General features: G+C 68.8%; 22 protein-coding genes. 9 read left to right on the top strand and 13 right to left on the bottom strand.

Annotation, left to right across the window (positions count from 1 at the left end; translation table 11 throughout):
• Window positions 1–84: 84 nt before the first annotated feature.
• The 8 genes from rseP to rpsB all read right to left on the bottom strand — a co-directional run bounded on the left by rseP (window position 85) and on the right by rpsB (window position 7574).
• Window positions 85–1443: a sigma E protease regulator RseP gene (gene rseP, locus BOX17_RS10055; RefSeq protein ID WP_071944179.1), complete on the bottom strand. Its 1359-nt coding sequence runs from the start codon at window positions 1441–1443 to the stop codon at window positions 85–87.
• Between the two features lie 39 nt (window positions 1444–1482).
• The gene (ispC, locus tag BOX17_RS10050; RefSeq protein WP_071946809.1) at window positions 1483–2658 is read right to left on the bottom strand and encodes a 1-deoxy-D-xylulose-5-phosphate reductoisomerase; all 1176 of its coding nucleotides are present in this window, start codon (window positions 2656–2658) and stop codon (window positions 1483–1485) included.
• A 2-nt stretch (window positions 2659–2660) separates the two neighbouring features.
• A complete protein-coding gene (locus BOX17_RS10045) occupies window positions 2661–3461 on the bottom strand; it encodes a phosphatidate cytidylyltransferase (protein ID WP_071946811.1) in 801 nt (266 codons plus the stop codon).
• 4 nt (window positions 3462–3465) lie between these two features.
• Window positions 3466–4257, bottom strand: a complete 792-nt coding sequence (gene uppS, locus BOX17_RS10040; protein ID WP_071946807.1) for a polyprenyl diphosphate synthase — start codon at window positions 4255–4257, stop codon at window positions 3466–3468.
• A gap of 118 nt (window positions 4258–4375) precedes the next feature.
• A complete protein-coding gene (gene frr, locus BOX17_RS10035) occupies window positions 4376–4933 on the bottom strand; it encodes a ribosome recycling factor (protein ID WP_071944177.1) in 558 nt (185 codons plus the stop codon).
• Window positions 4934–4937: 4 nt separating this feature from the next.
• A complete protein-coding gene (gene pyrH / locus BOX17_RS10030; RefSeq protein ID WP_071944175.1) occupies window positions 4938–5705 on the bottom strand; it encodes a UMP kinase in 768 nt (255 codons plus the stop codon).
• A 115-nt stretch (window positions 5706–5820) separates the two neighbouring features.
• Window positions 5821–6690 (bottom strand): translation elongation factor Ts, encoded by an 870-nt coding sequence (gene tsf, locus BOX17_RS10025; RefSeq protein ID WP_071944173.1) that lies wholly within the window; start codon window positions 6688–6690, stop codon window positions 5821–5823.
• A gap of 137 nt (window positions 6691–6827) precedes the next feature.
• Window positions 6828–7574: a 30S ribosomal protein S2 gene (gene rpsB / locus BOX17_RS10020; protein WP_071944171.1), complete on the bottom strand. Its 747-nt coding sequence runs from the start codon at window positions 7572–7574 to the stop codon at window positions 6828–6830.
• 284 nt (window positions 7575–7858) lie between these two features.
• Here rpsB and map point away from each other — a divergent pair, with 284 nt between their 5' ends.
• From map to BOX17_RS09985, 7 genes are all read left to right on the top strand, one after another.
• Window positions 7859–8650, top strand: coding sequence for a type I methionyl aminopeptidase (gene map, locus BOX17_RS10015; protein WP_071944169.1), 792 nt, complete (start codon window positions 7859–7861; stop codon window positions 8648–8650).
• A 10-nt stretch (window positions 8651–8660) separates the two neighbouring features.
• The gene (locus BOX17_RS10010; protein WP_071944167.1) at window positions 8661–11342 is read left to right on the top strand and encodes a [protein-PII] uridylyltransferase; all 2682 of its coding nucleotides are present in this window, start codon (window positions 8661–8663) and stop codon (window positions 11340–11342) included.
• Window positions 11343–11483: 141 nt separating this feature from the next.
• Window positions 11484–12689, top strand: a complete 1206-nt coding sequence (gene dapC / locus BOX17_RS10005) for a succinyldiaminopimelate transaminase (protein WP_071944165.1) — start codon at window positions 11484–11486, stop codon at window positions 12687–12689.
• The gene (locus tag BOX17_RS10000; protein ID WP_071944163.1) at window positions 12683–13021 is read left to right on the top strand and encodes a Spx/MgsR family RNA polymerase-binding regulatory protein; all 339 of its coding nucleotides are present in this window, start codon (window positions 12683–12685) and stop codon (window positions 13019–13021) included. The genes dapC and BOX17_RS10000 overlap by 7 nt, the downstream gene beginning before the upstream one ends.
• A gap of 42 nt (window positions 13022–13063) precedes the next feature.
• A complete protein-coding gene (dapD, locus tag BOX17_RS09995; RefSeq protein ID WP_071944161.1) occupies window positions 13064–14089 on the top strand; it encodes a 2,3,4,5-tetrahydropyridine-2,6-dicarboxylate N-succinyltransferase in 1026 nt (341 codons plus the stop codon).
• A complete protein-coding gene (dapE, locus tag BOX17_RS09990; RefSeq protein ID WP_071944159.1) occupies window positions 14076–15248 on the top strand; it encodes a succinyl-diaminopimelate desuccinylase in 1173 nt (390 codons plus the stop codon). Before dapD ends, dapE begins: the two co-directional genes overlap by 14 nt.
• A 7-nt stretch (window positions 15249–15255) precedes the next feature.
• Window positions 15256–15642, top strand: coding sequence for a hypothetical protein (locus tag BOX17_RS09985; protein WP_208858057.1), 387 nt, complete (start codon window positions 15256–15258; stop codon window positions 15640–15642).
• 96 nt (window positions 15643–15738) lie between these two features.
• Here BOX17_RS09985 and BOX17_RS17230 read toward each other — a convergent pair whose 3' ends face one another.
• Window positions 15739–16203, bottom strand: a complete 465-nt coding sequence (locus BOX17_RS17230; RefSeq protein WP_071944158.1) for a cold-shock protein — start codon at window positions 16201–16203, stop codon at window positions 15739–15741.
• A 111-nt stretch (window positions 16204–16314) separates the two neighbouring features.
• On the opposite strand from BOX17_RS17230, the gene BOX17_RS09975 reads away from it, so the two are divergent.
• Window positions 16315–16560: a SlyX family protein gene (locus BOX17_RS09975; RefSeq protein WP_071946803.1), complete on the top strand. Its 246-nt coding sequence runs from the start codon at window positions 16315–16317 to the stop codon at window positions 16558–16560.
• A gap of 214 nt (window positions 16561–16774) precedes the next feature.
• Here BOX17_RS09975 and trxB read toward each other — a convergent pair whose 3' ends face one another.
• The gene (gene trxB / locus BOX17_RS09970; protein WP_071944156.1) at window positions 16775–17725 is read right to left on the bottom strand and encodes a thioredoxin-disulfide reductase; all 951 of its coding nucleotides are present in this window, start codon (window positions 17723–17725) and stop codon (window positions 16775–16777) included.
• Window positions 17726–17843: 118 nt separating this feature from the next.
• Window positions 17844–18053, bottom strand: coding sequence for a zinc ribbon domain-containing protein (locus tag BOX17_RS09965; RefSeq protein ID WP_071944154.1), 210 nt, complete (start codon window positions 18051–18053; stop codon window positions 17844–17846).
• A 183-nt stretch (window positions 18054–18236) separates the two neighbouring features.
• On the opposite strand from BOX17_RS09965, the gene acnA reads away from it, so the two are divergent.
• On the top strand, window positions 18237–20981 hold the full coding sequence (acnA, locus tag BOX17_RS09960) for an aconitate hydratase AcnA (RefSeq protein WP_071944152.1): 2745 nt from the start codon (window positions 18237–18239) through the stop codon (window positions 20979–20981).
• A 197-nt stretch (window positions 20982–21178) separates the two neighbouring features.
• On the opposite strand, the gene BOX17_RS09955 is transcribed toward acnA, so the two are convergent.
• Together BOX17_RS09955 and BOX17_RS09950 are read right to left on the bottom strand one after the other, a co-directional pair.
• Window positions 21179–22858: an NAD-dependent malic enzyme gene (locus BOX17_RS09955; RefSeq protein WP_071944150.1), complete on the bottom strand. Its 1680-nt coding sequence runs from the start codon at window positions 22856–22858 to the stop codon at window positions 21179–21181.
• Between the two features lie 121 nt (window positions 22859–22979).
• Window positions 22980–24188 carry a YeeE/YedE family protein gene (locus tag BOX17_RS09950; RefSeq protein ID WP_071944148.1) on the bottom strand — a complete coding sequence of 403 codons (1209 nt, stop codon included), beginning with the start codon at window positions 24186–24188 and terminating at the stop codon, window positions 22980–22982.
• Window positions 24189–24193 lie beyond the last annotated feature (5 nt).

The raw sequence follows: 24193 nt of genomic DNA, 5'->3' as shown, positions 1-24193 counted from the left end.
GTCGATTCGCTCGCGTTGATCTGCCGTCCTGTCCAGACAGGCACCTTATACATTTGTACTGGCCACTGACAAGCCGACACCCGGCTACCAGAGCCGCATCAGGTCGAAATAGAGGGCCATCAGCATCAGGGTGCCCACCAGGGCAAGGCCGATGCGCAACCCCACCGCCTGGGCCTGTTCGGAGACCGGGCGGCCACGGACCACCTCGACCAGGTAATAGAGCAGGTGGCCGCCATCGAGCACCGGGATCGGCAGCAGGTTCAGCACCCCCAGGCTGATCGAGAGGTAAGCCAGGAAGCTGACGAAGCTCTCGAGGCCGCTGCGCGCCGAGTCACCGGCGATGCGGGCGATGGTGATGGGGCCGGAGAGGTTGCTCGGCGAGATCAGGCCCACCACCATCTTGCGGATGGCGCCCAGGGTCAGCACCGTCATCTCGCCGGTCTTGGACAGGGACTCCCCGACGGCCGCCAGGGGCCCATAGCGGATCTCGCGGCGATACTCGTCGGGCCAGGTGACGGCCTCGACGCCGGCGCCGATGTAGCCGATGGTCACGCCCTCCTCCAATTCGTTCGCGCGGGGCGTGAGGGAAAAGACGCGCCGTTCGCCGTCGCGGCGCACCGCGATTTCGAGGGGCTCACCGGGGCTGGCGCGGACGTGGTCGACGAAGGCCATCCAGTCCGCCACCGGCTCGCCGTCCACCGCCACCACCTCGTCCCCGGCCTGCAGGCCGGCCTCGGCCGCGGCCTCGCCGTCGACCACCTGGCCCAGCACCGCCGGGATCTCGGGCCGCCAGGGGGTCACCCCCAGGCTCGTCAGCGGACGCGGCGGATCCTGGCGCACCAGCCACTGCTCCACCGGCAGCCGATAGGTCCGGGGCGTGGCGGCCACCTCGTCGCGGGCCGCCACCTGGAGCTCGCCGCTCTCGCCGATGGCCGCAACCAGCTTGAGGTTGATGTCGTCCCAGGAGTGGACCGCATCGCCCTGCACCGCGGTGATCTCCTGGCCGGCCACGAGCCCGCCGCGGCTGGCCGGGGAGTCCGGCGCCACGCTGCCGATCACCGGCGCCACCGTGGTGGTGCCGGCCACGAACAGCGCCCAGTAGGCGACGATGGCCAGCAGGAAGTTGGCCAGGGGCCCGGCGGCGACCACCGCGATGCGCTGCCAGACCGTCTTGTTGTTGAAGGCGAGGTGTCGCTCGGCGGGGTCCACGGGGCCCTCGCGCTCGTCGAGCATCTTGACGTAGCCGCCCAGCGGGATGGCGGCCACCGCGAACTCGGTGCCGTGACGATCCCGGCGGGACCAGAGCGGCTTGCCGAAGCCCACCGAGAAGCGCAGCACCTTGACGCCGCAGCGCCGCGCCACCCAGAAGTGGCCGAACTCGTGAAAGGTGATCAAGAGGCCGAGCACCACGATGACGGCCAACACGTTCTGGATCAGGCCCACGGCAGTCTCCTTGCAGTCAACGGGGTCGAGGCGCGAGCGTCATCGCCGCGCCAGCCAGGCATGCGCCGCCTGGCGGGCGAGAGCATCGGCCTCGAGGATCGTCTCGAGGTCCTGGGCGGGCTCGACCGGACGCGCATCGCGCACTCTCGCCACCAGCTCGCCGATGCCGGTGAACCCGAGGCGGCCGTCGAGGAAGGCCTCCACGGCCACCTCGTTGGCGGCATTGAGCACCGCCGGCGCCGTCCCTCCCGCCGCCATGGCCTCCCGGGCCAGGCGCAGGCAGGGAAAGGCCGACTCGTCGGCGGGCTCGAAGTCGAGCCGGGCGACCTGGAAGAGGTCCAGGGCCTCGACCCCGGCGGCGATGCGCTCCGGCCAGGCCAGGCCGTAGGCGATGGGCGTGCGCATGTCGGGATTGCCGAGCTGCGCGATCACCGAGCCGTCGCTGTAGGCCGCCATCGAGTGGATCACGCTCTGCGGGTGCACCACCACCTGAATCTGGTCGGGGCGGGCATCGAAGAGCCAGCAGGCCTCGATCAGCTCGAGCCCCTTGTTCATCAGGGTTGCGCTGTCCACCGAGATCTTGCGTCCCATGGACCAGTTGGGATGGGCGCAGGCCTGGTCGGGCGTCACCGCCGCGAGGTCGCTCGACGTCCAGCCGCGGAAGGGGCCGCCGGAGGCGGTCAGCAGCAGCTGCGTCACCCCGTGCCGGGCGAGGCCGCCACGATGCTCGACGGGTAGACACTGGTAGATGGCATTATGTTCGGAATCGATGGGCAGGAGGGTGGCGTCATGGCGGGCCACCGCGTCCATGAACAGCGCCCCGGACATCACCAGGGCCTCCTTGTTGGCGAGAAGCACCCGCTTGCCGGCGCGCACGGCGGCCAGCGTCGGCAGCAGGCCGGCGGCACCGACGATGGCCGCCATCACGGTATCCACCTCAGCGGCCTCGGCCACCTCGACCTGGGCATCGGCCCCGGCGCGCACCTCGGTCGCGAGCCCCGCCTCGGCCAGGCGCTCGCGCAGCCAGGCAGCATCGCCCTCGGCCTCGAGCACGGCCACCGCGGGCCGGTGGACCCGGCACTGGGCCAGCAGCGTCTCCCGGGAGCGATGGGCGGTCAGCGCATGCACCCGGTAGCGGTCCGGGTGAAGGGCCAGCACCTCCAGGGTGCTGGTGCCGATGGAGCCGGTCGCGCCCAGCACGGTCACGTGGCGCAGGGTCACAGCAGGCTCCCGTGCAGCAGGGCGAACAGCGGTACCGCGGCGGTCAGGCTGTCGATGCGGTCCAGCACGCCGCCGTGGCCCGGCAGCAACTGGCTCGAATCCTTGATGCCCCGATGCCGCTTGAGCATGCTCTCGAGCAGATCCCCCAGCACCGAGACCAGGGTCACCAACAGGGTCGCCCCCAGCAGCGCGAGGCCGGAGGCGAGACCGAGCCCCTGCCACAGGGCGAAGACGATTGCCAGCACGGCGGTGACGGCGAGGCCACCGGCCACGCCCTCGCGGGTCTTGCCGGGACTGACGCTGGGCGCCAGCTTGCATCGCCCGAAGGCCCGGCCGACGAAGTAGGCGCCGATGTCGGCGCCCCAGACCAGCAGCAGCACGAAGAGCAGCCAGACGGCGCCGCTGTCGCGCAGCAGGTTGAAGCCCACCCAGGTCGGCAGCAGCACCCAGAGCCCCATGGCCAGGCGCATGCCGGTCGACTGCCACTGCGACAGGCGGTCAGGATAGCCGGTCACCCAGTAGAGGTTGACCAGCCAGCCCAGCGCGCCCAGCCACAGCGGCCAGGTCGCCAGGGCGATGCCGGAGGACCAGCACAGCGCCATCAGCACGGCGAGGCCGGCCACCGGCAGCAGGCGGCGGGCCGGCGCGGTGATGCCGGCGAGGTTGGCCCACTCCCAGGCCGCCAGCAGCACGATGGCGGCCGTGAAGAGGCCGAAGGCCGCGCCCTCGAGGCCGAACAGGCCGGCCAGGGCCAGCGGCGCCAGCCAGGCCGCGGTGATGATCCGTTGTCTTAGCACGTTGCTAGCCACCCTGCTGCGCCTCGAGCTGTTCGTCGGTCATGCCGAAGCGCCGCTGGCGCCCCTGGAAGTCGGCCAGGGCGCGGTCGAAGGCCTCGCCGTCGAAGTCGGGCCACAGCACGGGCGTGAAATGGAGCTCGGCATAGGCCATCTGCCAGAGCAGGAAGTTGGAGATGCGCTTCTCGCCGCTGGTGCGGATGCACAGGTCCACCGGGGCATCGCCGGCCAGGCTGATCTCCTCGTCCATGGCCTGCTCGTCGATCGCCTCGGGGTCGAGCTCACCGGCGGCGACCCGCTCCGCCAGCCGACGCGCGGCACAGGCGATGTCCCAGCGCCCACCATAGTTCGCCGCGATCACCAGATGAAGGCCGGTGTTGTCGCTGGTCAGCGCCTCGGCGCTGTCGATGTGCTTCTGGATCGAGGCGGAGAAGCCGCTGCGGTCACCGATCACGGAGAGCCGGATGCCATGGCGGTGAAGCTTCTTCACCTCGCGCTGGAGCGCCATGAGGAAGAGCTCCATGAGGGCATTGACCTCACTGGCGGGGCGCTTCCAGTTCTCGCTGGAGAAGGCGAACAGCGTGAGGGTCTCGATGCCGCGCTCGGCGGCGCGGCGGATGACGGCACGCACCGCCTCGACGCCTGCATGGTGGCCGCGGATGCCGGAGAGGCCGCGGGCCTTCGCCCAGCGATTGTTGCCGTCCATGATAATGGCGACATGGCGGGGCAGCGGGGGCTCGTGGGAAGCGGGCCCGTGGTCGGAGGATGCCGCGCTGCGGGTGGACTGCGGTGACGTCATGATGTCTCGCATGGCGGGTAAGAGCATGAAGGCCGACGAGCCGCGGACCGGGTGCCCGCGGCTCGTCGAGGGGCGATCCGTCGCCGGCGGCGCCGCTCGCCGGTGCCGCCCGCCGTCCTCAGACCTGCATCAGGTCGTGTTCCTTGGACTCCAGCGCCTTGTCGATCTCGGCGACGATGCCGTCGGTGAGCTTCTGGATCGCCTCCTCGGCCTGGTGTTGCTCGTCCTCGGTGATCTCCTTCTCCTTGAGCAGCGCCTTGAAGTCGCCGTTGGCGTCACGGCGCACGTTGCGCACCGCGACACGGGCATGCTCGGCCTCCTGGCGAGCCTGCTTGATGTAGCCCTTGCGGGTCTCCTCGGTCAGCATCGGCATGGGCACGCGAATCACGTTGCCGGCGCTGGCCGGGTTGAGCCCCAGGTCGGAGGTCATGATGGCCTTCTCGATCTTGGGCACCATCTGCTGCTCCCAGGGGACCACGGTCAGGGTCCGGGCGTCCTCGACGTTGATCGAGGCCACCTGGTTGAGCGGCACCTGGCCACCGTAATAGTCGACGGTCACCGCATCCAGGATACTGGGGTGCGCCCGACCGGTGCGGATCTTGTTGAAGTTGGCGTGAAGGCCCTCGAGGCTCTTCTTCATGCGGCTTTCCGCATCCTTCTTGATGTCGTCGATCACTGTCTCACCCTCTGTCAATCAGCGTGCCTTCCTTGCCACCCACCACCAGGTTCAGCAGGGCGCCCGGCTTGTTCATGTTGAAGACCCGCACCGGCATGTCATGGTCCCGCACCAGGCAGATGGCGGTCAAATCCATCACGCCGAGCTTCTGGTCGAGCGCATCATCATAGGTCAGCTGCTCGTACTTGACCGCATCGGCGTGCTTGACGGGATCCTTGTCGTAGACCCCGTCCACCTTGGTGGCCTTGACCACCACGTCGGCATCGATCTCGATGCCGCGCAGACAGGCCGCGGAGTCGGTGGTGAAGAAGGGGTTGCCGGTACCGGCCGAGAACAGTACCACGTCCCCGGACGTCAGGTAGCGGATGGCGGTCCGGCGGTCGTAATGTTCCACCACGCCGCTCATGGGAATCGCCGACATCACCCGCGAACGGATGTTGGAGCGCTCCAGAGCGTCGCGCATGGCCAGGGCGTTCATCACCGTGGCCAGCATGCCCATGTGATCACCGGTGACCCGGTCCATGCCCGCCTCGTGCAGGGCCGCACCGCGGAACAGGTTGCCGCCACCGACCACGATACCGACCTGGACGCCGATGCCCACCAGCTGGCCGATCTCCAGCGCCAGGCGATCCAGCACCTTCGGGTCGATGCCGAACTCGGCATCTCCGGTCAGGGCCTCGCCGGAGAGCTTGAGCAGGATGCGCTTGTACTTGGATACCTCGGCACGGGACTTCTCGGGCTTGCTGGGGGCAGGGTGATCGGCACTGGTCATGGGATCTCTCCGGGATTCTCGACGCATGGGACCTGGTGGATGGCCGGATCTACCGGCCGGATACGCGAAGGCGTGCGCTCGCGCGCACGCCATCGTCACACTGGAACCTGCGACCTCAGCTGCGCTTGGCCTGTTCCATCACTTCCGCGGCGAAGTCGACCTCTTCCTTCTCGATGCCCTCGCCCACCTCGAAGCGGGTGAAGCCGATCACCTCGCCGCCGGCGGCCTTGACGAACTCGGCCACGGACTGGTCGGGATTCTTGACGAAGGGCTGCTCGGTCAGGCTGTTCTCGGCCAGGTACTTCTTCAGGCGACCCTGGACCATCTTCTCGGCGATCTGCTCCGGCTTGCCGGCCATGTCCGGCTGGGCCAGGATGATCGCCTTCTCGTCGTCCAGCTGCTCCTGGGGCATGTCCTCGGGACGTGCCACGGCCGGGTTGATGGCGGCGACGTGCATCGCGACGTCCTTGGCCGCCTGGGCGTTGCCGCCCTTCAGGGTGGTCAGCACGCCGATGCGGCCACCGTGGACGTACTCGCCCACCAGGTTGCCCTCGCCGGCCTCGACCACGACGCAGCGACGCACGCCGATGTTCTCGCCGATCTTCTGCACCAGCTGCTCGCGAGCGGTCTCGAGTTCGCCATCCATCACGGCGGCGACGTCCTCGCTCTTGGCGGCGAAGAAGGCGTCGGCGATCTTGTCGGCGAAGACCTTGAAGTTGTCGTCACGGGCGACGAAGTCGGTCTCGGAGTTGATCTCGACCATCACGCCGTAGCTGCCGTCGTCGGCCACGCGGGTGACCACGGCGCCTTCGGCGGCGGTGCGGCCGGCCTTCTTGGCGGCCTTGAGCCCGGAGTTCTTGCGCAGGTTCTCGATCGCCTGCTCGATGTCACCATCGGTCTCGGTGAGTGCCTTCTTGCACTCCATCATGCCGAGCCCGGTACGCTCGCGCAGTTCCTTGACCTGGGAGGCGCTGATAGCTGCCATGGTAGTGTCCTCTGAAATGGTTCGACCTGGATAAAACGCGGAAAACAAGAGAGAAAAGGGGGCCGGGGCCCCCTTCGCCTGTCCGGCGGGCCGCCACCGGAGTGGCGGCATGCGGGCCGGCCCAGGCGGGCCGACGATCACTCGGCGGCGGCGTCGCTCTGGCTCTCTTCGGCTTCGGTGACCTCGACGAACTCGTCGGGACGACCTTCCTTCGCACGGGCGCAGGCGTCGGCGACGGCCTTGACGTAGATCTGGATGGCGCGGATGGAGTCATCGTTGCCCGGGATCACGTAATCGACGCCATCGGGATCGGAGTTGGTATCCACCACGCCGATGACCGGGATGCCCAGCTTGTTCGCCTCGTTGATGGCGATGCGCTCGTGATCGACGTCGATCACGAACAGGGCATCGGGCAGGCCGCCCATTTCCTTGATACCACCCACGGACCGCTCGAGCTTCTCCTGCTCGCGGGTCGCCATCAGCACTTCCTTCTTGGTCAGCTTCTCGAAGGTGCCGTCCTCGTGCATGGTCTCGAGGTCGCGCAGGCGCTTGATGGAAACGCGGATGGTCTTGTAGTTGGTCAGCATGCCGCCGAGCCAGCGGTGGTTGACGAACGGCTGGCCGACGCGGTTGGCCTCTTCCTTGATGATCTTGCTCGCGCTGCGCTTGGTGCCGACGAACATGATCTTGTTGTTGGCCGCGGCCATCTTCTCGACCACATCGATGGCCTCGTTGAGGGCCGGCAGGGTGTGCTCGAGGTTGATGATGTGGATCTTGTTGCGGGCACCGAAGATGTACTTGGACATCTTCGGGTTCCAGTACTTGGTCTGGTGACCGAAGTGAGCACCTGCCTTCAGCAGGTCACGCATGTTGACGTGTGCCATGGATGACTCCTGGAAAATCGGGTTAGGCCTCCACGCACCCCATGGATCCGACCGCCGGGATGAACCGACAGCACCCGGGACCATGTGACGGTGCATGTGTGTTTTCAAGGCATTGCATTGATTGATGCACTTTCCCGAGCCTAACGGAGGTGTCGACGGATCGGCGGGGCTCCGCGATTGCAGGAAAGCGCGCAGCTTTATACCATGGATGGCCTCCGAGATGAAGTCGTCCGATGCTCGAGCCCGCCGATGTCCGGGCGACACCACCCCTGATTCGAGATTCCATGAACGTACCCATCAAGACGCCCGACGAGATCGAGAAGATGCGCGAGGCGGGTCGCCAGGCCGCCAGCGTGTTCGAGATGATCATCCCCCACGTGAAGGCCGGCGTGAGCACCGGCGAGCTGGACCGGCTCTGCCACGACTACATCGTCGACGAGCTGGGCTCCACCCCGGCGCCGCTCAACTACCACGGCTTCCCCAAGTCGATCTGCACCTCGATCAACCACGTGGTCTGCCACGGCATCCCGGATGACGCCAAGAAACTCAAGAAGGGCGACATCATGAACATCGACATCACCGTGAAGACCGCCGACGGCTATCACGGCGACTCGAGCATGATGTTCATCATCGGCGAGACCATCCAGGGCGAGCGCCTCTGTCGGGTCACCCAGGAGTGCCTTTACCGCAGCATCGCTCTGGTCCGTCCGGGCGTGCACCTCTCCGAGCTGGCCCGCGCCATCCAGTCCCACGCCGAGGCCAACGGCTACTCGGTGGTGCGCGACTTCTGCGGGCACGGCATCGGCGCCGGCTTCCACGAGGATCCCCAGATCCTGCACTACGACGGCTATGCCCCGGAGGCCGACATCGCCCTCGAGGAAGGCATGTGCTTCACCATCGAGCCGATGATCAACGTCGGCAACCACCAGACCAAGGTGCTGCGCGACGGCTGGACCGCCGTGACCAAGGACAGGAGTCTGACCGCCCAGTGGGAACACACCCTGCTGGTCACCGCCACGGGGGTGGAGGTGCTCACCGCCCGTCGCGACGAAGACCTCTCCTTCCTCGACCGCTGAGTCGACCGCCATGCTCCTGCACCACTACTGCTTCGTGCCCGATGACAGCCTCTTCGACGTCGAGGCCTTCCGGGCCGAGCTCGCCGGCGAGCGCTCTCCGGTCGCCCCCTTCAAGGCGGCACTGCGCGACATCCAGGCCCGCCTCGACGAGCGCTTCCGCGCCGGCGCGGACATCCGCGACCTGGTGCATGGCCGGGCCTGGTGCCTGGACCGCCTGCTGGCCATCGCCTGGGAACAGCACGACTGGCCCGACGACGGGGTGGCCCTGGTCGCCGTGGGCGGCTACGGCCGCGGCGAGCTGCACCCCCACTCCGACATCGACCTGCTGCTGCTGCTCGAGCAGGACGACGACACGCCCTATCGCGAGCCGCTGACGGCCTTCATCACCTTCCTGTGGGACATCGGCCTGGAGATCGGCCACAGCGTGCGATCGCTCGCCGACTGCGAGCGCGAGGCCGAGGCCGACGTGACGGTGATCACCAACCTGCTCGAGACCCGCACCCTGGCCGGCCCCGAGCGGCTGCGCGAGGCGATGCAGGTACGGCTCGCCACCGACCGGCTGTGGCCGGCGGACCGCTTCTTCGAGGCCAAGTGGCAGGAGCAGATCAGCCGCCACTACCGCTACAACAACTCCGAGTACCACCTCGAGCCCAACATCAAGAGCTCGCCCGGCGGGCTGCGCGACATCCAGATGATCGGCTGGGTGGCCAAGCGCCACTTCGGCACCCAGCGCTACGAGGACCTGGTCGCCGGCGGCTTCATGAACGATGCCGAACTGCGCATCCTCAGCCAGGGCCAGGCCTTCCTCTGGCAGGTCCGCTACGCCCTGCACATCCTCACCGACCGTGCCGAGGACCGCCTGCTGTTCGATCACCAGCGCACCATCGCCGAGCTGTTCGGCTTCCGCGACACCCCGGAGCGCCTGGCCGTCGAGCAGTTCATGAAGCGCTACTATCGCCATGTCACGGCGCTGGCCGGGCTCAACGACATGCTGCTGCAGCACTTCGACGAGGCCATCCTGCATGCCGGCCAGGAACTCCCCACGGTGCCGCTCAACGAGCGCTTCGAGATCAAGGGGAGCTACATCCAGGCCCGCTCGCGCAACGTCTTCCGCAGGCGCCCCTCGGCGCTCCTCGAGCTCTTCCTGTTGATGGCCGAGCACCCGGAGATCGAGGGGGTGCGCGCCGATACCATCCGCCTGCTCCGTGACCACCGCCACCAGATCGATGATCTCTACCGCGACGACCTCCGCCACCAGAGCCTGTTCATGGCGCTGCTGCGCTCCGGCGGCAACGTCGCCCGCCAGCTGCGGCGCATGAACCGCTATGGCTTGCTCGGCAAGTACCTGCCCGAGTTCGGCCAGGCCGTGGGGCTGATGCAGCACGACCTCTTCCACATCTACACCGTGGACGCCCACACCCTGCGCCTGCTCAAGTGCATCCACGGGTTCCGCAAGCCCGAGGCCCGCGAGGAGTTCCCGGTGGCTGCCAACCTGATCCACCAGCTGCCCAAGCTGGAACTGCTGTGGATCGCCGGGCTCTACCACGACATCGGCAAGGGCCGCGGTGGCGACCACTCGATCCTGGGCGCCCGGGACGCCGAGGCCTTCTGCGAGCGCCACGGGCTCTCCAGCCGCGACACCCGCCTGGTCACCTGGCTGGTGGAGCACCACCTGATGATGTCCATGGTGGCCCAGAAGCGCGACATCACCGACCCGGACGTGATCGCCGAGTTCGCCCGCCTGGTGGGCGACGAGACCCGGCTCGACTACCTCTACGTGCTGACGGTGGCCGACATCAACGCCACCAACCCGACCCTGTGGAACGGCTGGCGGGCCTCGCTGATGCGCCAGCTGCTCATGGAGACCAAGCGCGCCCTGCGCCGCGGCCTGGAGAACCCCCTGGAGCGCGACGACTGGGTGCAGGAGACCCGCAGCGAGGCCCACTCGCTGCTGGCCACGGTGGGCGCCGACATGGCGCGGGTCGACCGGCTCTGGGAGTCCCTGGGCGAGGACTACTTCCTGCAGTACGCGCCCAGCGAGATCGTCTGGCAGACCCAGGGCATCCTCGACCACGACGACAGCCAGCTGCCGCTGATCCTGATCAACGCCCCCGTCGACGACATGGCCGAGGGCGGCACCAAGGTGTTCATCCACACCCGCTCCGTGGACGACCTCTTCGCCGCCACCGCCGCCGCCATGGACCAGCTGGGGCTGTCGATCCACGATGCCCGTATCGCCACGTCCAGCAACGACTGGACGCTGAACACCTTCATCGTGCTGGACGATCACGGCCAGGCGATCCGCGAGCGCGATCGCATCGAGACGATCCGCCGCCACCTGGTGGAGGAGCTCGACGACCCGGACGACTACCCGCAGATCGTCACCCGGCACACCCCGCGCCAGCTCAAGCACTTCCGGGTGCCCACCGAGGTCAGCATCGAGCAGGACCCGGCCAACGAGCGCACCCTGCTCGAGCTCGTCGCCCCCGACCGCCCCGGCCTGCTGGCCCGGGTGGGGCGCATCTTCATGGAGCAGGACATCGCGCTGTCGGCGGCCAAGATCGCCACCCTCGGCGAACGCGTCGAGGACGTCTTCTTCATCACCGACAAGGCCGGCGCGCCGCTCACCGACCCCGGCCGCCAGCAGCAGCTGCGCGAGCGCCTCATCGAGGTGCTGTCCGTCCCGGGATGAGGCCCCGGGACGGCCGGCGTTTGAGGCCTTCGGGTGCCTTCCCTATAATCGACGCCCTCCCCGCTCGCGTGCCTCACCCCGGCGGGGTCATCACGGATCACGACGCCGGCGCTTGATCGCCCACGGCGCACCTGGACACCCATGAACCCCGATCTCGACGCCCTCAAGCCCTATCCCTTCGAGAAGCTCGCGGCCCTCAGGGCCGGCGTGACGCCGCCCGCGGGCGTGACCTCCATCCCGCTGACCATTGGCGAGCCCCAGCACGCGCCCTACGCCGCCGCGCTCGAGACGCTGCATGCCCACCGGCAGGCCTTCGCCCGCTACCCGGCCACCGCCGGACTCCCCGAGCTGCGTGGCGCCATCGCCGACTGGGCGACCCGGCGCTTCGGGCTCGAGGGCCTCGACGCCGATCACCAGGTGCTGCCGGTCAACGGCACCCGGGAGGCGATCTTCGCCTTCGTGCAGGCGGCGCTGGACCGCACGCGCCCCGCCCGGGTGGCCATGCCCAACCCGTTCTACCAGATCTACGAGGGGGCGACCCTGCTGGCCGGCGGCCAGCCGCTCTACCTGGACTGCGGCGCCGAGACGGACTTCCGCCCGGATATTGAGGCGGTGCCGGCCGAGACCTGGCGCGACGTCCAGCTGGTGTTCCTCTGCTCGCCGGGCAACCCGACCGGCGCGGTGACGCCGCTGGCGGAGTTCGAGCGGCTGATCGCACTGGCCGACGAGTTCGATTTCATCATCGCCTCGGACGAGTGCTATTCCGAGCTCTACCTGGACGAGGCGGCACCGCCCCCGGGGCTGCTCGAGGCCTGTGCGCGCCTGGGCCGCCACGACTACCGGCGCTGCCTGGTGTTCCACTCGCTATCAAAGCGCTCCAACCTGCCGGGGCTGCGCTCGGGCTTCGTGGCCGGCGATGCCGACCTGATCGCCCCCTTCCGGCGCTACCGCACCTACCACGGCTGCGCCATGTCGCTGCCGCTGCAGCACGCCTCGATCACCGCCTGGAACGACGAGGCCCACGTGCGCGCCAACCGCGACGCCTACCGGGAGACGTTCGCCGCGGTCACCGAGATCCTCGCCCCGGTGATGGACTTCCCTGCCCCCGAGGCCGGCTTCTACCTGTGGCCCGCGGTGCCCGGCGGCGACGACGAGGCCTTCACCCGCGCCCTCTACGCCGAGGAGCACGTCGGGGTGCTGCCCGGCAGCTACATGGGGCGCCCGGGACGCCACGGCGTGAACCCCGGCGCCGGGCGCCTGCGCCTCGCCCTGGTGGCCGAGGTGGCGGCTACCGCCGAGGCCGCGCGACGGATCCGCCGCTTCATCGAGAGGAGCACACGATGCTGACGCTCTACGTGATCAAGAACTGCGACACCTGCCGCCGCGCCCGCAAGGCCCTGGACGAAAAGGGCATCCCCTTCCAGGTCCATGACCTGCGCGAGGACGGCCTCTCGGCCCCGCTGCTGGAACACATCCTCCACCGGGTGCCGATCATGGAGGTGCTCAACCGGCGCAGCACCACCTGGCGCCAGCTGAGCGAGAATGACAAGGCCGATCTCGATGCCAACACGGCCCGCCAGCTGCTGCTGTCGCACCCCACCCTGCTCAAGCGACCGCTGCTCGATACCGGCGACGAGATCCTCGTCGGCTACCGCGACGGCGACTACGACTCACTCTAGGGGCTAACGCCCCTCCCCCACGTTTTCAGAGGACACCTTCCCATGCTGAGCTTTGCACTCGGAATCGGCACCCAAAACACCCAGGGCGACTGGCTGGAGATCTACTATCCGGCCCCGCTGCTCAACCCGGACGCGAGCCTGGTGGAGGCCGCCGCCAAGGTACTCGGCGCCCCCGACGGCAACGCCGCGGTCAGCTTCCTGCCCGAGCAGTGCGGCGAGCTGGCCGGTGCCCTCAAGGCCGCCGGCCACCCCGAGCAGGCGGAGCTCGCCGACGCCCTGGCGGCCAGCCAGCGCCCGCTGGTGGCGATGTTCCTCGACGTGGACACCCCGCCCCAGAGCGCCCCGGAGGTCTACCTCAAGCTGCACCTGCTCTCCCATCGCCTGGTCAAGCCCCACGGCGTCGACCTGACCGGCATGTTCGGCCTGCTGCGCAACATCGCCTGGTCGAGCGAGGGGGCGATCGACATCGAGGAGCTGCCGGCCCGGCGCCTCAAGGCCCGCCTGGAGGGCCGCCCGATCTCCGTGGACTGCGTCGACAAGTTCCCCAAGATGACCGACTACGTGGTGCCCACCGGGGTGCGCATCGGCGACACCGCCCGGGTGCGCCTGGGCGCCTACCTCGGCGAGGGCACCACGGTGATGCACGAGGGCTTCGTCAACTTCAACGCCGGCACCGAGGGGCCGGGCATGATCGAGGGCCGCATCTCCGCCGGCGTGATGGTCGGCAAGGGCTCGGACCTTGGCGGCGGCTGCTCCACCATGGGCACCCTCTCCGGCGGCGGCAACATCGTCATCAAGGTCGGCGAGGGCTGCCTGATCGGCGCCAATGCCGGCATCGGCATCCCGCTGGGGGATCGCTGCACCGTGGAGGCCGGCCTCTACATCACCGCCGGGGCCAAGGTCACCGTGCTCGACGACCAGGGCCAGGTCGCCGACACCGTGGCGGCCCGCGACCTCGCCGGCCAGGACGACCTGCTGCTGCGTCGCAACTCCCAGAACGGCCGCATCGAGTGCCTCACCAACAAGAGCGCCATCGCGCTGAACGAGGCGCTGCATGCCCACAACTGAGGCCCCCGCCCTCTCCCCGACCCTGGCGCTCGCCTTCGAGCTGATCCGCCGTCCCTCGGTGACGCCGGATGACCTGGGCTGCCAGGCGCTGATGATCGAGCGCCTGGAGGCGCTCGGCTTCCAGGTCGAGCGCCTGCCCTACGGGGACGTGGAGAACTTCTGGGCCACCCGCGGCCACCATGGCCCGCTGCTGGCCTTCGCGGGGCACACCGACGTGGTCCCCAGCGGCCCCCACACCCGCTGGGACTTCCCGCCCTTCGAGCCCTGCATCGATGACGACGGCATGCTGAGGGGGCGCGGGGCCGCCGACATGAAGGGCAGCCTGGCGGCGATGATCACCGCGGTGGAGCGCTTCGTGGCGGCCCACCCGGACCACCACGGGCGGATCGGCTTCCTGATCACCTCCGACGAGGAGGGCCCGGCCATCGACGGCACCCGCGCCGTGGTCGAGCACCTGCGCGAGACCCACGATCGCCTCGACTACTGCATCGTCGGCGAGCCCTCCTCCACCGACCGTCTCGGCGACGTGATCAAGAACGGCCGGCGTGGCTCGCTGGGCGGCGTGCTGCACGTCCGGGGGGTCCAGGGCCACGTGGCCTACCCCCACCTGGCGCGCAACCCCATCCACCAGGCGATGCCAGCACTCGACGCCCTGGCCCGGGAGCACTGGGACGCCGGCAACGCCTTCTTCCCCGCCACCAGCTTCCAGATCTCCAACCTCCGCTCGGGCACCGGCGCCACCAACGTCATCCCCGGCGACGTCGAGGTGGTGTTCAACTTCCGCTTCTCCACCGAGGTGACCCACGAGCAGCTCAAGGCCCGCACCGAGGCGCTGCTCGACGCCCACGGCCTCGACTACCGGCTGGACTGGACGCTCAACGGCGAGCCCTTCCTGACCGCCGAGGGCGAACTGGTGGAGGCCGCCGTGTCCGGCGTGGAGGATGCCATGGGGTATCACCCCGCCCTCTCCACCTCCGGGGGCACCTCCGACGGGCGCTTCATCGCCACCCTGGGCAGCCAGGTGGTCGAGCTCGGCCCCTGCAACGCCACCATCCACCAGGTCAACGAGCGGGTGCTCGCCGCCGACCTCGACGACCTCAGCCGGGTCTACGAGGCGGTCCTCGGCCGGCTCTTCGTCACCGGCACGGCAGGGCCCTGAGGCGATCATGGAATCCTATCCCGACATCGAGATCTACCTGGCCAGCGGCGACGTCGCGCGCCTGGATGCCTGGCTGCAGGAGGCCATCGGGGCCGAGCCGCTGACCCCCGCCGGCAAGCGCCAGTGGCGCACCCGCGGACGGCGGGGGGAGGCGGAAGTGCCGGTGCTGCTGGTGGAGAAGGCCGCCGACGGCTTCGCCAGCCTGTGGCTCGACAGCCCCGACACGCCCTGGGCGACGGACGCCGAGTGCGCCCGGGAGGCCGCCGCGCGGCTGGGCTGCGAGGTGCGCTGCTCGCTGGGTGGCTGGCAGCCCGGCGACGACCCGGACCGCTTCCTGCAGGTGCTGCCCGATGGCACCGAGCAGCCGATCGACTGGCCCGACTCGGGGCAATGACCCCGACCCATGGGCCAGACGCGACAACGCCCCGCCGAAGCGGGGCGTTGAACGCATGGCTCGAGCGCCGACGGCCGATGGCACGTCGGGCAGGCGTCAGGTGATGACGGTGACGTCGTCGGCTTGAAGCCCCCGCTCGTTCTGGATGACGTGGTAGCGCACCTTCTGGCCCTCGGCCAGGGTGCGGTGCCCGCGCCCCCGAATGGCCCGGAAGTGGACGAAGACATCCTCGCCATCGTCCCGGGTGATGAAGCCATAGCCCTTGTTGACATTGAACCACTTGACCTCGCCGATCTCGCGATCGTCGTCCTCGACCTCCGCCAGGTTGACCAGCTGCGGGGTGAGCGCATTGACCGCCAGGGTGGCGATCAGCAGCAGCAGGAAGACCGCGGCCACGGCGGCGAAATAGACCGCGGCGACGCCGCCGACCTCGAGGCTGGCAAAAAGCTCGCGGGACAGCGAGCCACCGGTGAGGTGGATGAACAGGGCAATCAGCAGCGGGGCCGGGGCGGCCAGCAGCAGGCTGATGAGACTGCAACGAAACACGACCTTTCGATTCATGGACCTGTAAAACTCTCTGGTGGTGGTGAACGGAAGAAAGGGACCTTCATGCATAACTTCATGCATAAGGGTGCCACGATGAACGGTGACACGCAGCGCGAGGATTCTATCATGAGCGATGACACGACGCCTGACGAGCTGGCACGCCGGCTGGAGGCCCTGGAAAGCCGGATCGCCTACCAGGAGCACTGGCTCGACACCCTGGACGCGGCCGTGGCCGGCCAGGAACGGCGGCTGACGCGCCTCGATCGGCTCAACGCGCTGATGCAGGAACGGCTGCGCGACCAGCGCCAGGCGCTGCAGGACCAGGATGCCACGGCTCCCCGCCCCGAGGACGAGCGGCCGCCGCACTATTAGCCCCGAGGGGCAAGGGGCAAGGGGCAAGGGGCAAGGGGCAAGGAAAGTGTGGCGCCACCATCGGGTGAGCGGCCCCGGGGCATGCCGGAAGGGGGTCCGAGGACCATGGACGGCCGAGGTAGCGCCCAGGGAGGGGTTCACAGCGCCCCCGAACCGGCCTGCCCCCGGATAAGCCGCGGCATCGGGCCGGCAGGCTACCCCCTTCGCCTTGCCCCTACAGCTCGTCGAGGTAGCGCTCGGCGTCCAGCGCCGCCATGCAGCCGGTGCCGGCGGAGGTCACGGCCTGGCGATAGACATGGTCCATCACGTCGCCGGCGGCGAATACGCCCGGCACGCTGGTGGCGGTGGCATTGCCCTCGAGGCCTGATTTCACGGTGATGTAACCGCCGGCCATCTCGAGCTGCCCCTCGAAGATGCCGGTATTGGGGCTGTGACCGATGGCGATGAAGACCCCCGGCGCCGCCAGCTCCTTGGTCTCGCCGGTCTCGGTGGAGCGAAGCCGCACGCCGGTCACGCCGCTGCCGTCGCCCAGCACCTCCTCGAGGGTCTGGTTCCACTCGAGCACCACATTGCCGTTCTCGGCCTTCTCGAACAGCTTGTCCTGGAGGATCTTCTCGGCCCGCAGGCTGTCGCGGCGATGCACCAGGGTCACCTTCGAGGCGATGTTGGAGAGGTAGAGCGCCTCCTCCACGGCGGTATTGCCGCCGCCCACCACCACGACCTCCTTCTGGCGATAGAAGAAGCCATCGCAGGTGGCACAGGCCGAGACCCCCTGGCCCATGAACGCCTGTTCGGACGGCAGGCCCAGGTAGCGCGCGCTGGCACCGGTGGCGATGATCAGGGCATCGCAGGTGTAGGTGCCGTTGTCGCCCTTGAGGGTGAAGGGCCGGTCACGCAGCTCCACCTCGTGGACATGGTCGAAGAGCACCTCGGTGTCGAAGCGCTCGGCATGGCGCTGCATGCGCTCCATCAGCTCGGGACCCTGGACCCCCGTGTCGTCCCCCGGCCAGTTGTCGACGTCGGTGGTGGTGGTCAGCTGGCCGCCGGCCTGGATACCGGTGATCAGCAGGGGCTTGAGGTTGGCACGGGCCGCATAGACGGCCGCCGTGTAGCCGGCGGGGCCGGAGCCCAGGATGATCAGGCGTTCGTGACGCGCTTCGCTCATGACATGACCTCGTGGAGTCGGGAATGGCGCAGTGGACTGGGCGATGCCGACGGGTGCCGACATGGCGCAGGCCGCTGGACGGGTGCCACAGGGGCTCGCGACCGGCGCGCCGCGACGGCTATAGCACGTCGTCGTCGCGCCCCAGCTCGAGCGAGGCGAGTTCGCCACTGACCGGCGACACCTCGATGCGCAGCTGGATCGGGGCACAGCACCGCGGGCAGTCCTCCCAGGTGGCATGGCTGCCCTGGGAGAGGTCGACCAGCAGGTCGAACGGGGTATCGCAGTAGGGGCAGTGCACCCACCGGGACTCGAGCCGTTCCTCATGCATGGGATGTCCGTCCCCTCGTGCCGTGTTGCAGCAATATGGAGGGAGGGGGCCACCATTTCAAGGGCGCCCGGCCAGCGGCGCCAACGGGCAGCGGTTGAAAACCCCTTCTATCATGACCATGTTGCCAGAGAGGTACCAGGAGGGTGACCCCACTCCCCGCGATGCGACAGGAGGACAGACAGCATGAGCAACGAGTCCCTACCGGATACTCTGCAGACGCTGGACGCCGGTGGTACGACCTACCACTACCACAGCCTGCCCAAGGCCGCCGAGGCGCTCGGCAACATCGACCGACTGCCCAAGACGCTGAAGATCCTGCTGGAGAACCAGCTGCGCTTCGCCGATGACGAGAGCGTCGCCCGCGAGGACATGCAGGCGCTGGTCGACTGGCAGCAGCGGGGGCACTCCGATCGCGAGATCGGCTACCGCCCGGCCCGGGTGCTGATGCAGGACTTCACCGGCGTGCCGGGCGTCGTGGACCTGGCCTCCATGCGCGCCGCGGTGGAGTCGCTCGGCGAGGACCCCGCGCGCATCAACCCACTGTCGCCGGTGGACCTGGTCATCGACCACTCGGTGATGGTCGACAAGTTCGGCAACGCCACGGCGTTCAAGGACAACGTCGCCATCGAGATGGAGCGCAACCACGAGCGCTACGAGTTTCTGCGCTGGGGCCAGCAGGCCTTTGACAACTTCCGCGTCGTGCCCCCCGGCACCGGCATCTGCCACCAGGTCAACCTGGAGTACCTGGGCAAGACCGTCTGGTCGAAGGAGCAGGACGGCAAGACCCTGGCCTATCCGGACACCCTGGTCGGCACAGACTCCCACACCACCATGATCAACGGCCTGGGCGTGCTCGGCTGGGGCGTGGGCGGCATCGAGGCCGAGGCCGCCATGCTCGGCCAGCCGGTCTCGATGCTGATTCCCGAGGTCGTCGGCTTCAAGCTCACCGGCAAGCTGCGCGAGGGCATCACCGCCACCGACCTGGTGCTGACCGTCACCGAGATGCTGCGCAAGAAGGGCGTGGTGGGCAAGTTCGTCGAGTTCTACGGCGACGGCCTCAAGGACCTGCCCCTGGCCGACCGGGCCACCATCGCCAACATGGCGCCGGAGTACGGGGCGACCTGCGGCTTCTTCCCGGTGGACGACGAGACCCTCACCTACATGCGCCTTACCGGCCGCGAAGACGCCCAGCTGGCGCTGGTGGAGGCCTACAGCAAGGCCCAGGGGCTGTGGCGCGAGCCCGGCGACGAGCCGGTCTTCACTGACACCCTGGCGCTGGACATGACCGAGGTCGAGGCGAGCCTGGCCGGCCCCAAGCGGCCCCAGGACCGGGTGGCGCTCAAGGACATGAGCTCGGCCTTCGCGCGGGTCATGGAGGACGACGGCAAGCCGCTCTCCAGCACCGAGAAGGGCAAGCTGATGTCCGAGGGCGGCCAGACCGCCGTGGGCGTCGAGGAGAGCTACGAGCACCACGACAGTCAGGACGTCACCCTGGACGGCGAGGCCTTCCGGCTGAATCCCGGCGCGGTGGTGATCGCCGCCATCACCTCCTGCACCAACACCTCCAACCCCAGCGTGATGATGGCCGCTGGCCTGCTGGCACGGAAGGCCCGCGAGAAGGGACTCGGCACCAAGCCCTGGGTCAAGACCTCCCTGGCGCCGGGCTCCAAGGTGGTCACCGACTACCTGGCCGCCGGCGGCGTGCAGGATGACCTCGATGCCCTGGGCTTCAACCTGGTCGGCTACGGCTGCACCACCTGCATCGGCAACTCCGGCCCGCTGGCGGGCCCGATCGAGGAGGCCATCGAGACGGGCGACCTCACCGTGGCCTCCGTGCTCTCGGGCAACCGCAACTTCGAGGGCCGAGTGCACCCGCTGGTCAAGACCAACTGGCTGGCCTCGCCGCCCCTGGTGGTGGCCTATGCCCTGGCCGGCAACGTCCAGCTCGACCTGACCCGTGAGCCCCTGGGCACGGACCGGCACGGCCAGCCGGTCTTCCTCAAGGACATCTGGCCCAGCCAGGCTGAGATCGCCGAGGCCGTGGAGCAGGTCAACACCGAGATGTTCCGCAAGGAGTACGCCGAGGTCTTCGACGGCGACGAGGTGTGGAAGGCGATCGAGGTGCCCCAGAGCAAGGTGTACCAGTGGTCGACGGACTCCACCTACATCCAGCATCCGCCCTTCTTCGAGGGCATGGGCCGCACGCCGGACGCCATCGATGACGTCAAGGACGCCCGGGTGCTGGCCATGCTGGGGGACTCGGTGACCACCGACCACATCTCCCCGGCCGGCTCCATCAAGCCCGACAGCCCCGCCGGACGCTACCTGCAGGAGCACGGCGTCAAGCCGGTGGACTTCAACTCCTACGGCTCACGGCGCGGCAACCACGAGGTGATGATGCGCGGCACCTTCGCCAACGTGCGCATCAAGAACGAGATGCTCGACGGCGTGGTCGGCGGCGAGACCCGCCACGTGCCCTCCGGCGAGCAGATGGCCATCTACGATGCCGCCATGCGCTACCAGCAGGAGGGCACCCCGCTGGTGGTGATCGCCGGCAAGGAGTACGGCACCGGCTCCAGCCGCGACTGGGCGGCCAAGGGCACGCGCCTGCTCGGGGTCCGCGCGGTGCTGGCCGAGTCCTACGAGCGCATCCACCGCTCCAACCTCATCGGGATGGGCGTGGTGCCGCTGCAGTTCCCGGAGGGCGAGAGCCGCAAGACGCTGGGCCTGACCGGCGATGAGACGGTCTCCATCGAGGGGCTCGCCTCGCTCACCCCGGGGGGCCGGGTCAAGGTGACCATCGCCTCCGACAAGGGCGAGAAGAAGATCGAGGCGCTCTGCCGGATCGATACCGCCAACGAACTGGAGTACTACCGCCACGGCGGCATCCTCCACTATGTGCTGCGCAACATGATCGGGTCGGCCTGACCAGGGCCGCCTGATCGAAAGCGCCACAGGCGTCGGCGACAAGACGCGAACAGGGTCGGCAACGGTAGCGCCCAGGGAGGGGGCTACAGCGCCCCTAGCGACCCGTCGCCGACACCGCCTAAGCCACCGTGATGACACCAGAGCTAAAGAGGCCCCGCCGGGCGACCGGCGGGGCCTTTTTTCTGCTCGCCCTGGACTCAGTAGGAGCGGCGGCGGTAGCGGCGATACTCCGGCATCCAGCTGCTGCGCTCGATGGCCTGGCGCAGCTTGATGCCGTTGGTCTTCAGCGCCACGCCCTCGCCCTGGGCCTGGGCGGCCACGTCGAAGGCGATGGCCGTGGAGAGCTCCCGGATCTTGGAAAGGGGCGGCAGCAGCGCGCCCTTCCCTTCCTTGACCAGCGGCGCTTCGCGGGCCAGCGCCCGTGACGAGGCCATCAGCATGGCATCGGTGACCCGCTTCGCCCCGGCCGCCACCACGCCGAGGCCGATGCCCGGGAAGATGTAGGCATTGTTGCACTGGGCGATGGGAATGCTGCGTCCGCCGAACTCCACCGGCGGGAAGGGGCTGCCGGTGGCCACCAGGGCCTGGCCGTCGGTCCAGCGTAGCACGTCCTCCGGTACCGCCTCGGCCCGGGAGGTGGGGTTGGAGAGCGGCATGATAAGCGGCATCTCGCAGTGGGAATGCATGGCCCGGACCACCTCCTCGGTGAAGATGCCCGGCATGCCGCAGACCCCGATCAGCACCGTGGGCTCGATCCGGTTTACCACCTCGAGCAGCGACTGCCCCTCCCAGTCGGCCACCAGGTCGGGGTCATGGGCCAGGCGGGCCTGGAAGTCGCGCAGCCAGGCCTGTTCGGAGGTGACCAGGCCCTCGCGATCGACCATGTAGATGCGCGATCGCGCCTCCTTCTCGGTCAGCCCCTCGGCCTGCATGGCCACCACCACCTGCTCGGCGATGCCGCAGCCGGCCGAGCCGGCCCCCACGAACACCACCCGCTGCTGGCCGATGCCCTCGTCACGCGCCTGGCAGGCCGCCATCAGCGTGCCCACCACCACGGAGGCCGTGCCCTGGACGTCGTCGTTGAAGCAGCACAGCTCGTCGCGGTAGCGATCCAGCAGCGGCAGGGCATTGGCCTGGGCGAAGTCCTCGAACTGAAGCAGCACGCCGGGCCAGCGGCGCTTCACCGCAGCGATGAACTCCGCCATGAAGGCATCGTACTCCTCCTGGGAGACACGCCGGTGGCGCCAGCCCATGTACATGGGATCGTCGAGCAGCGCCTGGTTGTTGGTGCCCACGTCCAGCATGATCGGCTGGGTGTAGGCCGGGCTGATGCCGCCGCAGGCGGTGTAGAGCGCCAGCTTGCCGATGGGGATGCCCATGCCGCCGATCCCCTGGTCGCCGAGCCCGAGGATGCGCTCGCCGTCGGTGACCACGATCACCTTGACCTTGTCCTTGGTGGAGCTGCGCAGGATGTCATCCATGCGATCGCGGTCGGGATAGGCGATGAAGAGACCGCGGTGGTTGCGATAGATGTTGGAGAACTCCTCGCACGCCTTGCCGACGGTGGGGGTGTAGATGATCGGCAGCATCTCCTCGAGATGCTCGGTGACCAGCCGGTAGTAGAGGGTCTCGTTGTCGTCCTGGATGGCGCGCAAGTAGATGTGCTTGTCCAGGTCAGTCTGGCACTGGCTGTACTGCCGATAGGCCCGTTCCGCCTGTTCCTCGATGGTCTCCACATTCTGCGGCAGCAGCCCGATCAGGTTGAACTCCAGACGCTCCTCGCGGCTGAAGGCGCTGCCCTTGTTGAGCAGCGGCATCTCGAGCAGCGGTGGGCCGGCATAGGGAATGTAGAGGGGGCGCTTGTCGTCGATGGTCATCTCTCGCCTCGATACGGTGACTGGAACGGGCCGTTGGCACTCTTGCGGCGCCATCGACGACACTCTAGCACGCTGCAACCGCCGACGCCCCGACCTCGGGCCGGGGCGCCTGCCCGTCGGGTCAGCAGCCCTTCGCCGTCGGCACCCGGGCGGCCTGCCCCTCGAAGAAGAAGGGCCGCAGCTTCACGCCGAGCATGTTGCCGGCAAAGGCCGCCACCAGCCACACCCAACCGTGCAGGCTGCCGGAGGCGATGCCCCCGAAGTAGGCGCCGATGTTGCAGCCGAACGCCAGGCGGGCCCCATAGCCCAGCAGGATGCCGCCGAGCACGGCGGCCAGCAGGGACCTCGCCGGGATGCGGAAGTTGGGCGCGAACTTGCCGGCCAGGGAGGCCGCCACCAGGGCGCCGACCATGATGCCGACGTTCATCACCGTGGTGATGTCGCCCCACACGCTGGCCTCCAGCGCCTTGGCGTTCCAGGAGGCCTGCCAGTAGCCCCACTGGCTGACGTCGCCGCCCAGGAGCTCGAAGCCCTTGGCGCCCCAGAGCGCGAAGGCCGAGGTCACGCCCCAGGGGCGACCGGCGAGCGACAGGGTCGCGAAATTGAGCAGCGCCAGGGCCACGGCGCCGAACAGCAGCGGCCAGGGACCGGTGAGCCAGCGGCGGTTGCCGGCATCGACCCGGGGCGCCTGCTCCAGCCCGCCGTGGCGACGCCGTTCCATCACCACCGTCAGGGCCGCGATGGCGGCGAACAGCGCCAGGCTGATCCCGATGCCGCCCCCGGCGCCCACGGTCCTGACCAGCGAGACCGGCTGGAAGGCCGGCAGGCTCTGCCACCAGGTGAAGTGGGCGGTGCCGATCACCGAGCCGACCACGAAGAACAGCAGGGTGACCAGCATGCGGGCATTGCCGCCACCGGCCGTGAAGAGGGTGCCCGAGGCACAGCCGCCGCCCAGCTGCATGCCTAGGCCGAAGAGGAAGGCGCCGACGACCACCGACACGCCGATCGGAGCCACGAAGCCGTAGACGGACTGGCCGAACAGGCTGCCGGACGCGAGCGCCGGGAAGAACAGCACCACGGCGATGGCCAGCATCACCATCTGGGCGCGCAGGCCGCGGCCGCGTCGCTCGGTGATGAAGACCCTCCAGGCGGCGGTGAAGCCGAAGGCGGCGTGGTAGAGCACCATGCCGAGCAGGCCTCCCACCACCATCAGCGCGCCGAGACGCGCGCCGAAGGCGACCCCTATTGCCAGCGAGGCAACCAGCAGCGCCGCGGCGGCGATGGCCGGCAGGGCCAGGCGGGAACGTCTGGTCAGGGCGAATGCACTCATGGCGT

It is taken from the genome of Halomonas aestuarii (assembly GCF_001886615.1).
GTDB lineage: Bacteria > Pseudomonadota > Gammaproteobacteria > Pseudomonadales > Halomonadaceae > Halomonas > Halomonas aestuarii.
Note: the sequence above shows the minus strand (reverse complement) of the source record. Positions and strands in the feature narration are given on the sequence as shown.